Origin of the sequence: Pseudoalteromonas mucoides (genome assembly GCF_049257175.1) — a bacterium.
Lineage (GTDB): Bacteria > Pseudomonadota > Gammaproteobacteria > Enterobacterales > Alteromonadaceae > Pseudoalteromonas.
The window spans coordinates 221,555-230,866 of sequence record NZ_JBMMUC010000006.1 but is presented as its reverse complement, the minus strand read 5'-3'; the positions used below and the strand labels follow the sequence as shown (position 1 = coordinate 230,866).

Genomic DNA, 9,312 nt, shown 5'->3' with positions numbered 1-9,312 from the left:
GCTATCAGCTATCAGCTATCAGCTATCAGCTATCAGCTATCAGCTATCAGCTATCAGCTATCAGCTATCAGCTATCAGCTATCAGCTATCAGCTATCAGCTATCAGCTATCAGCTATCAGCTATCAGCTATCAGCTATCAGCTATCAGCTATCAGCTATCAGCTATCAGCTATCAGCTATCAGCTATCAGCTATCAGCTATCAGCTATCAGCTATCAGCTATCAGCTATCAGCTATCAGCTATCAGCTAGAAATTTTGTTCATATTAACCTACGTGTCAAGAGAATCTTGTCTTTCCTGACGGCTGACGGCTTAAAGCTGACAGCTCAAATCGCAGACATTAAAAAACCCGAGACAAAGCTCGGTTTTTTTTAGTATTAATTAGCTAGGCTAACTATTACTCTACGATAGTTGCTACAAAGCACCTACGCCTAAGGTAAGAACGCCACCTTCACATGACATAAATCGCACACATTAAAAAACCCGAGACAAAGCTCGGGTTTTTTTAGTATTAATTAGCTAAGCTAACTATTACTCAACGATAGTTGCTACAACACCAGCACCTACAGTACGGCCACCTTCACGGATAGCGAAACGAAGACCTTCATCCATCGCGATTGGCGCGATTAGAGTTACAGTCATCTTAACGTTATCACCAGGCATTACCATTTCTACGCCATCTGGTAACTGTACGTCACCAGTTACGTCAGTTGTACGGAAGTAGAACTGTGGACGGTAACCTTTGAAGAAAGGAGTATGACGACCACCTTCATCTTTAGAAAGTACGTATACTTCTGAAGTGAATGTAGTGTGTGGGTTGATTGAACCAGGCTTAGCTAGTACTTGACCACGTTCAACGTCTTCACGCTTAGTACCACGTAGAAGTGCACCAATGTTCTCACCAGCACGACCTTCGTCAAGAAGCTTACGGAACATCTCAACACCAGTACAAGTAGACTTAGTAGTCTCTTTGATACCAACGATTTCAACTTCGTCATTCACGTTGATGATACCAGCTTCAACACGACCAGTTACAACTGTACCACGGCCTTGGATTGAGAAAACATCTTCGATAGGCATGATGAATGGCTTATCGATGTCACGCTCTGGCTCTGGGATGTAAGAATCTAGTGCTTCTGCAAGCTCAACGATCTTGTCTTCCCATTGCTTTTCGCCTTCAAGTGCTTTAAGTGCAGAACCTTGAATTAGTGGTAAGTCATCACCTGGGAAGTCATATTCAGAAAGAAGTTCACGAACTTCCATTTCTACTAGCTCAAGTAGCTCTTCGTCATCAACCATGTCACATTTGTTCATGAATACGATGATGTAAGGAACGCCAACCTGACGAGAAAGTAGGATGTGCTCACGAGTTTGTGGCATAGGGCCATCAGTCGCAGCTACTACTAAGATAGCGCCGTCCATTTGAGCAGCACCAGTGATCATGTTTTTAACATAATCGGCGTGTCCAGGACAATCTACGTGTGCGTAGTGACGAGTAGGAGTATCGTACTCAACGTGTGAAGTTGAGATTGTGATACCACGCTCGCGCTCTTCTGGAGCGTTATCGATTGATGCGAAGTCTTTAGCTACACCACCGTATACTTTTGCAAGTACGTTAGTGATTGCTGCAGTTAGGGTTGTTTTACCGTGGTCAACGTGGCCGATTGTACCAACGTTTACGTGCGGTTTTACGCGTTCAAACTTTTCTTTTGCCATCTTAAAAAATTCCTATAAAGAAATTAAAGGTTAAGCTCGTTATTGAGCTAAACCAAGCTAAAAATTACTTAAGTGCGAGCTGCAATTATTTTATCTGCAACATTTTTTGCGGCTTCTGCGTACTTCAAAAACTCCATAGAGTATGAGGCACGGCCTTGTGTTGCAGATCGCAGATCAGTTGCATAACCAAACATTTCAGAGAGCGGTACTAAAGCGTTAACTTGTTTAAGTCCGCCTAGTGCTTCTTCCATGCCTTCGATCATGCCGCGACGACGGTTTAAGTCGCCAACTACATCACCCATGTTTGCTTCAGGAGTGAGTACTTCAACCTTCATCATTGGCTCTAAAAGTACAGGGTTGGCATCAAGTGCGCCCTGCTTCATTGCCAAAGAACCTGCTATTTTAAATGCCATTTCATTCGAATCAACATCATGGAATGAACCATCATATAAAGTCGCTTTCACGCCAAGTAATGGGTAGCCGGCCAGCACACCTTGAGCCATTTGCTCTTGGATGCCTTTGTCTACCGCAGGGATGTATTCTTTAGGAACTGAGCCACCTACGGTTTCGTTAACGAACTCGTAAATTGGGGCTTCATCATCCGAAATATCCATCGGTTCAAGTTTAAGCCAGACGTGACCATATTGACCACGACCACCTGATTGACGTACGAACTTTCCTTCTACCTTAACGGTATCACGGATAGCTTCACGGTAAGAAACCTGCGGCTTACCAACGTTACATTCAACACTGAATTCACGTTTCATACGGTCGACAATGATATCGAGGTGAAGTTCACCCATACCAGAAATTATAGTCTGGCCTGATTCATCATCAGTTTGTACACGGAAAGATGGATCTTCAGCCGCTAGTTTACCTAGTGCGATAGCCATCTTGTCCTGGTCAGCGATTGTGCGAGGCTCAACCGCAACAGAGATTACTGGTTCTGGGAATTCCATACGCTCAAGCGTAATTTTAGAATTCGGATCACACAGTGTTTCACCTGTTGTTACGTCTTTAAGACCAATAGCCGCCGCGATGTCGCCTGCGTGGACTTCTTTGATCTCTTCACGTGAGTTTGAATGCATCTGAACGATACGACCAAGGCGCTCACGCTTACTTTTTACTGGGTTGTAAACCGCATCACCCTGTTTAACAGTACCAGAGTAAACACGGAAAAAGGTTAAAGTACCAACGAACGGGTCTGTTGCAATCTTAAAAGCAAGTGCAGCAAACGGTGCGTTGTCATCAGCTGGACGTTCTTCCTCAGTGCCATCTTCAAGGATACCTTGAATTTGTTTCACTTGTGTTGGTGCAGGCATATATTCAATAACGCCATCAAGCACAGCTTGAACGCCTTTATTTTTAAATGCACTACCACAAGTCATTGGGACGATTTCGTTTGCTAATGTACGCTGACGCAAAGCTGCTTTAATTTCAGCTTCGCTCAGGTCTTCACCTTCCAAATACTTATCCATTAGTTCTTCAGAGGCTTCAGCAGCACTTTCAACTAAGTGAGAGTGCCATTCTTCAGCGAGCTCTTGAAGTTCTGCCGGTATTGCCTCATAAGAGAAAGTCATGCCCTGGTCTTCAGAATTCCAGTTAATCACTTTCATTTTTATAAGGTCAATTACACCTTTAAAGTCGTCTTCAGCGCCAACAGGTAGCTGAATTGGAACAGGCGTTGCTCCAAGACGAGATTTCACCTGGCTAACAACCGTTAAGAAGTCAGCGCCCGTGCGATCCATTTTATTAACGAAGATCATTCTCGGAACTTCGTATTTGTTCGCTTGACGCCAAACTGTCTCAGTTTGTGGCTGTACACCTGATGAAGCACAAAGAACAACTACCGCACCATCGAGTACACGTAAAGAACGTTCTACTTCGATAGTGAAATCTACGTGTCCTGGAGTATCAATGATATTGATACGATGGTCGTCAAATTGCGCGTCCATCCCTTTCCAGAAACACGTTGTTGCAGCAGAAGTGATTGTGATACCACGCTCTTGTTCCTGCTCCATCCAATCCATAGTTGCGGCGCCATCATGTACTTCACCGATCTTATGAGAAAGACCCGTGTAGAACAGAACACGTTCTGTTGTGGTGGTTTTGCCTGCATCTACGTGAGCAACAATACCGATATTACGATAGCGCTCAAGTGGAGTTGTACGTGCCATATGATCCTCTTAAAGGTTAAGGGCAGATTACCAACGGTAATGAGCGAATGCTTTATTCGCTTCAGCCATACGGTGAACGTCTTCACGTTTCTTAACCGCAGTGCCTTTGTTATCAGCAGCGTCAACGATTTCTTGAGCTAAACGTAAGCCCATAGATTTTTCGCCACGCTTACGTGCAGCGTCTACTAACCAACGCATACCTAATGCGTTGCGACGTACTGGACGTACTTCAACTGGTACTTGATAAGTTGAACCACCAACACGGCGAGATTTAACCTCTACCTGTGGACGGATGTTATCAAGTGCAGACTCAAAGATTTCAAGGTGCGATTTGCCTGATTTCTCAGCAGCCACATCTAGCGCACCGTAAACGATTTTTTCAGCAGTAGATTTCTTGCCGTCTAACATTACGATGTTAACGAATTTTGCAAGAAGTTCCGATCCGAACTTAGGATCTGGAAGAATTTTACGTTGACCTATTACGCGTCTTCTAGGCATTTTGTATCTCCGGTTTATTCAGGTTTGCTCTTTCGAGACAATAACCCAAAACAATAATTAATAATATTTAGTGCTTGGCCTTACTAACGGAATACAATTAGCCCTTAGGGCGTTTTGCACCGTATTTAGAACGAGCTTGACGACGGTCGCTTACGCCTGCACAGTCAAGTGCACCACGTACAGTGTGGAAACGCACACCTGGTAAATCTTTAACACGACCACCACGGATTAGGATTACACTGTGCTCTTGAAGGTTATGACCTTCACCACCGATGTATGATGTTACTTCGAAACCGTTAGTTAAACGTACACGAGCTACTTTACGTAACGCCGAGTTTGGTTTCTTAGGTGTAGTTGTATATACGCGAGTACATACACCACGCTTTTGCGGACACGCTTTAAGCGCAGCTGAGTTACTTTTAGTAACCTTGCTACGACGTGGCTTACGCACTAGCTGGTTAATAGTTGCCATTTAAATAGCTCCTGAAATTAAAATTACTACTGAAAAAAATAAAAAAATCCGCCCTTTTTACAAGCTCGTTACAAACGCGCAGGTAAATGGGTGGCGGAATTTTAATGAGCAAAGATTAACCTGTCAACATAAACCGTTAGCAAGGCAGTAGATATCTGCCTTGCTAAAATCTAATCTATTGATTAGATTCAGTTTATTGATTTCCAGATAAATCAGCGTTTAAAGCATCTGTTAGTGCTTGAGTCGCCTCTTCTGCACTTACTGTTTGCTCTTCAACAACTAAACTTTGCTTACGACGTGCCATACGATCTTGATGATACGCAAAACCGGTACCGGCTGGGATCAAACGACCCACAATTACGTTTTCTTTCAGACCGCGAAGTTCATCGCTCTTACCATTTACAGCGGCTTCTGTTAGGACACGAGTTGTCTCCTGGAACGAGGCTGCCGAGATGAAAGATTCTGTGGCTAGTGATGCTTTAGTGATACCCATTAATTGGATTTCATACTTAGCAGGTAACTTGCCTTGAGCTTCTAAGTCGCGGTTTGCGATATTAACGCGTGCCACTTCAATTTGCTCACCGGCTAAGAATTCACTATGGCCGCCGTCAAGGATGGTACATTTACGGATCATCTGACGGATAATTGTTTCAATGTGCTTGTCATTGATCTTAACGCCTTGCAAACGGTAAACCTCTTGCACTTCGTTAACGATGTAGTTAGCAACATGAGTCACACCACGTAGGCGTAAGATGTCATGTGGTGATTCAGGACCATCGGCGATAACTTCACCTTTAGACACTTGCTCACCTTCAAACACGTTAAGTTGACGCCACTTAGGAATCATTTCTTCGTAATGATCGCCTTCTGGTGGAGTAATAACTAAACGCTTCTTACCTTTAGTCTCTTTACCGAAGCTAATAGTACCTGTGATCTCAGCTAAGATAGCTGGCTCTTTCGGTTTACGCGCTTCAAATAAGTCGGCTACGCGTGGTAGACCACCCGTGATATCACGAGTTTTCGAACCTTCTTGCGGGATACGTGCTAACACGTCACCAGGGTTTGCAGTCGCACCATCTGTTACTTCAATCGTAGTGAATGAAGGAAGACGTGTTTCTTGCAAGCCGCGCTCTTCACTTTCGATGATAAGCTTAGGCTCTTTCGCATTCGCTTTAGCAAGATCTTTAACAACGATACGAGTTAAACCGGTTAATTCATCAGTTTGTGTCTCTGTATTCGAGTCATCGATATCGCTAAACGATACTTTTGATTTATGCTCAAGAACGATTGGGTGACTATGCGGGTCCCAAGTAGCAACGATGTCGTTACCTTGAACTTCAGCATTGTCTTGCACTGTTAATACCGCACCGTAAGGTACTTTATAACGTTCTTTCTCACGACCATAGCTATCGATGATAGTGATCTCAGTAGAACGAGAGGTAATAACAATCTTACCGTCTGTGTTTAACACATACTTAGCGTTATGAAGCTTCAATGTACCGTTAGTTTTAACTTGTACATTGTTTTCAGCAGATGCTCTTGATGCCGCACCACCGATGTGGAATGTACGCATCGTAAGCTGTGTACCCGGCTCACCGATTGACTGTGCCGCGATAACACCAACTGATTCACCCGCGTTGATGATATGACCACGTGCAAGGTCACGACCATAACACTTAGCACATACACCAAAGTCGTTATCACATGTGATAACTGAGCGTACGCGAACTTCATCAACTGAGTGCTCTTCTAACAGGTCACACAGTTTTTCATCAAGCATGATATTACGTTCAACAAGTACTGTATTAGTACCTGGAATAACGATATCTTCAGCAACAACACGACCAAGAACACGTTCGCGAAGTGCTTCTACAACGTCACCACCTTCAATAAGCGGTTTCATTGTTAAGCCATCTTCTGTGCCACAATCGTCTTCGTTGATTACCAAATCTTGTGCAACGTCTACTAGACGACGCGTTAGGTAACCCGAGTTCGCTGTTTTCAGTGCTGTATCGGCAAGACCTTTACGCGCACCGTGCGTTGAGATGAAGTACTGAAGTACGTTTAGACCTTCACGGAAGTTAGCCGTGATTGGCGTCTCGATGATTGAACCATCTGGACGTGCCATTAGACCACGCATACCTGCTAGCTGACGGATCTGAGCGGCACTACCACGAGCACCTGAGTCGGCCATCATAAACACTGAGTTAAATGATGGTTGCTCTTCTTCTTCACCTTTAGCATTGATAACCGTGTCTTTTGACAAGTTGGCCATCATTTCACGTGATAAGTTTTCATTTACACGTGACCAGATATCGATAACTTTATTGTACTTTTCACCAGCCGTTACAAGACCTGATTGGAATTGTTGGTTGATTTCAGTTACTTCAGCTTCTGCTGCTTCAATGATTGATGCTTTAACTGGTGGGATAACTAAGTCATCGATACCAATTGAAACACCTGATTTCATTGCGTAGTGGAAACCGGTGTACATAACTTGGTCAGCAAACACAACGGTGTCTTTTAGACCTAGACGACGGTAACACTCGTTTAATAAGCTAGAAATCTGCTTTTTACCTAATGCTTGGTTGATTGACTCAAACGGCATACCTTTAGGTAAAATTAGAGACAGAATTGCACGACCAACAGTGGTCTCGATAATAGTAATAGTATCTTCTACTACACCATTTTCGTTCTTCACTGATTGGCTAATACGAACTTTTACGCGAGCGTGAAGTTCAGCATTGCCACTACGGTATGCTTTTTCTGCTTCTTTTGGATCTTTAAATACAGTACCTTCGCCTTTCGCATTAATGCGATCACGCGTCATGTAGTAAAGACCTAATACAACGTCCTGTGAAGGAACGATGATTGGCTCACCATTAGCAGGCGATAAGATGTTGTTAGTCGACATCATTAGCGCACGTGCTTCTAGCTGTGCTTCAATCGTTAACGGTACGTGTACCGCCATTTGGTCACCATCGAAGTCGGCGTTGTAAGCCGCACATACTAATGGGTGCAAGTGAATTGCTTTACCTTCGATAAGCACAGGTTCAAACGCTTGGATACCCAAACGGTGAAGTGTTGGTGCACGGTTAAGTAATACTGGATGTTCACGAATTACTTCGTCTAATACATCCCATACTTCCGGAACTTCACGCTCTACCATTTTCTTAGCAGCTTTGATTGTCGTAGCCATGCCGCGACGCTCTAATTTGCCATAGATGAATGGTTTGAATAGCTCAAGTGCCATCTTCTTAGGAAGACCACATTGGTGAAGCTTAAGAGTAGGACCAACCGTGATTACAGAACGGCCTGAGTAATCTACACGCTTACCAAGTAAGTTCTGACGGAAACGACCTTGCTTACCCTTGATCATATCAGCAAGAGATTTAAGCGGACGCTTGTTAGAACCTGTAATTGCACGACCACGACGACCGTTATCAAGTAGCGCATCTACCGCTTCTTGTAACATACGTTTTTCGTTGCGTACGATAATGTCTGGTGCTGCTAAATCTAGTAGACGCTTAAGACGGTTATTACGGTTAATAACACGACGGTAAAGGTCATTTAGATCAGATGTCGCAAAACGACCACCGTCTAGTGGTACTAATGGACGTAGATCTGGTGGCAATACTGGAAGTACTGTCATGATCATCCACTCAGGGTTGTTACCTGATTGGTGGAACGATTCCATTAATTTAAGACGTTTAGTGATCTTCTTACGCTTAGTTTCAGAGTTAATTGTTGGTAACTCTTCACGCATCTCAGCAATTAATTGGCCAAGATCAAGTTCACGAAGCAAGTCTAATACTGCTTCAGCACCCATCTTCGCTTCAAATTCATCACCATGCTCTTCAAGTGCATCTAGGTATTCTTCTTCACCTAATAGTTGACCACGCTCAAGCGTTGTCATACCAGGCTCAGTTACTACGAATGATTCGAAGTAAAGAACACGTTCAATATCACGAAGCGTCATATCAAGCATTAAGCCGATACGTGACGGTAATGATTTTAAGAACCAAATATGCGCAACTGGGCTTGCCAAGTCGATGTGACCCATTCTGTCACGACGCACTTTAGTCAGTGTTACTTCAACGCCACACTTTTCACAGATCACACCACGGTGTTTAAGGCGTTTATATTTACCACATAAACACTCATAATCTTTCACTGGACCGAAAATACGGGCACAGAATAAGCCATCGCGCTCAGGCTTGAAAGTACGGTAGTTAATAGTCTCAGGTTTCTTTACTTCACCGTATGACCATGAACGAACCATGTCTGGTGAAGCAAGACCAATGCGAATTGCATCGAATTCTTCGGTCTTATTTTGTTGCTTCAGAAACTTAAGTAAGTCTTTCACCTTAGCTCTCCTGTCGGAGTTAATCTTGAGGGCGGATAATCTCGCCCCTACATTCTATTCGGCCGTAACAGGTGCTACAGGCTA

Annotated in this window: 6 protein-coding genes; 1 reads left to right on the top strand and 5 read right to left on the bottom strand. The window is 43.8% G+C overall.

What is annotated here, in order from left to right:
* Positions 1-250 (top strand): hypothetical protein (locus AAEU30_RS09255; protein WP_421960240.1); only part of this gene is annotated, 250 nt, incomplete at its 5' end.
* A 280-nt stretch (positions 251-530) separates the two neighbouring features.
* Here AAEU30_RS09255 and tuf read toward each other — a convergent pair.
* The 5 genes from tuf to rpoC all read right to left on the bottom strand — a co-directional run bounded on the left by tuf (position 531) and on the right by rpoC (position 9,228).
* Complete coding sequence (gene tuf / locus AAEU30_RS09250; RefSeq protein ID WP_087532496.1) at positions 531-1,715, bottom strand: elongation factor Tu; 1,185 nt, start codon at positions 1,713-1,715, stop codon at positions 531-533.
* A 68-nt stretch (positions 1,716-1,783) separates the two neighbouring features.
* Positions 1,784-3,892, bottom strand: coding sequence for an elongation factor G (gene fusA / locus AAEU30_RS09245; RefSeq protein WP_099295629.1), 2,109 nt, complete (start codon positions 3,890-3,892; stop codon positions 1,784-1,786).
* Between the two features lie 27 nt (positions 3,893-3,919).
* Positions 3,920-4,390, bottom strand: coding sequence for a 30S ribosomal protein S7 (gene rpsG, locus AAEU30_RS09240; RefSeq protein WP_004588211.1), 471 nt, complete (start codon positions 4,388-4,390; stop codon positions 3,920-3,922).
* A gap of 97 nt (positions 4,391-4,487) precedes the next feature.
* Positions 4,488-4,862 (bottom strand): 30S ribosomal protein S12, encoded by a 375-nt coding sequence (rpsL, locus tag AAEU30_RS09235; RefSeq protein WP_002958885.1) that lies wholly within the window; start codon positions 4,860-4,862, stop codon positions 4,488-4,490.
* A 193-nt stretch (positions 4,863-5,055) separates the two neighbouring features.
* Complete coding sequence (rpoC, locus tag AAEU30_RS09230; RefSeq protein WP_087532498.1) at positions 5,056-9,228, bottom strand: DNA-directed RNA polymerase subunit beta'; 4,173 nt, start codon at positions 9,226-9,228, stop codon at positions 5,056-5,058.
* Positions 9,229-9,312 lie beyond the last annotated feature (84 nt).